The organism is Metabacillus sp. YM-086, from assembly GCF_048059995.1.
Classification (GTDB): Bacteria; Bacillota; Bacilli; order Bacillales; family Bacillaceae; genus Metabacillus; species Metabacillus litoralis_B.
Map to the genome: position 1 here is coordinate 1 of NZ_JBLUOI010000193.1, position 555 is coordinate 555.

1 protein-coding gene is annotated in these 555 nt (G+C 27.9%); it reads left to right on the top strand.

The features are described from left to right. Positions 1–126: 126 nt before the first annotated feature. Positions 127–312, top strand: coding sequence for a hypothetical protein (locus ACEWK1_RS27755; protein WP_416636898.1), 186 nt, complete (start codon positions 127–129; stop codon positions 310–312). The last annotated feature ends 243 nt before the right edge of the window (positions 313–555 follow it).

Consider the following 555-nt stretch of genomic DNA (forward strand, 5'->3'; position numbering starts at 1 on the left):
TCTGCTTTATCATTCAAAAAGAAAAAGTGAAAACCACTCTATAGCTCGGACAAGCTGAATAAGATGTTTTTTCTATTCACCATATTTTTATTATACCCTTAATTTACTCGAAAGGTGGAAAATTTTATGTTAAAAGCACATGAGATTTTAGGTACTGATAAGCCGATTTTTAGAGAAAGAGAGGTTCACCATTTCTTTCTTGATGAAATTTCACACCTTGATGAAAATCCTGAAAAATATAGTGTTGTTGGTTATGTTCGAGTAATTAAAAAACAAGAAATTTTCTTTAAATCCGTTTTTTCTCTTAAATAAAAGTTACTTAAATATATTTACTTAAAGTTACTAATGGTGTATAATAAAGGTAACTTATATGAAAAGAGGAAAAAATATGTTAGAAGTATTAGATTTTCACAAAAAAATGTATGACGCTAGATGGAATGGTGAAATGGATTTATACGAAAGTATGAAGCAATTAGAAGATGAATTTATGGTACTGGTTACAAAAGAAGGTGTGGACTTAGAAAAGGTCAATGAAATGTTAAATCAGCTTTATAT

Coding starts and splice junctions, on each gene's coding strand:
- ACEWK1_RS27755 (WP_416636898.1), top strand. CDS start 127: ATGTTAAAAGCACATGAGATTTTAGGTACTGATAAGCCGATTTTTAGA.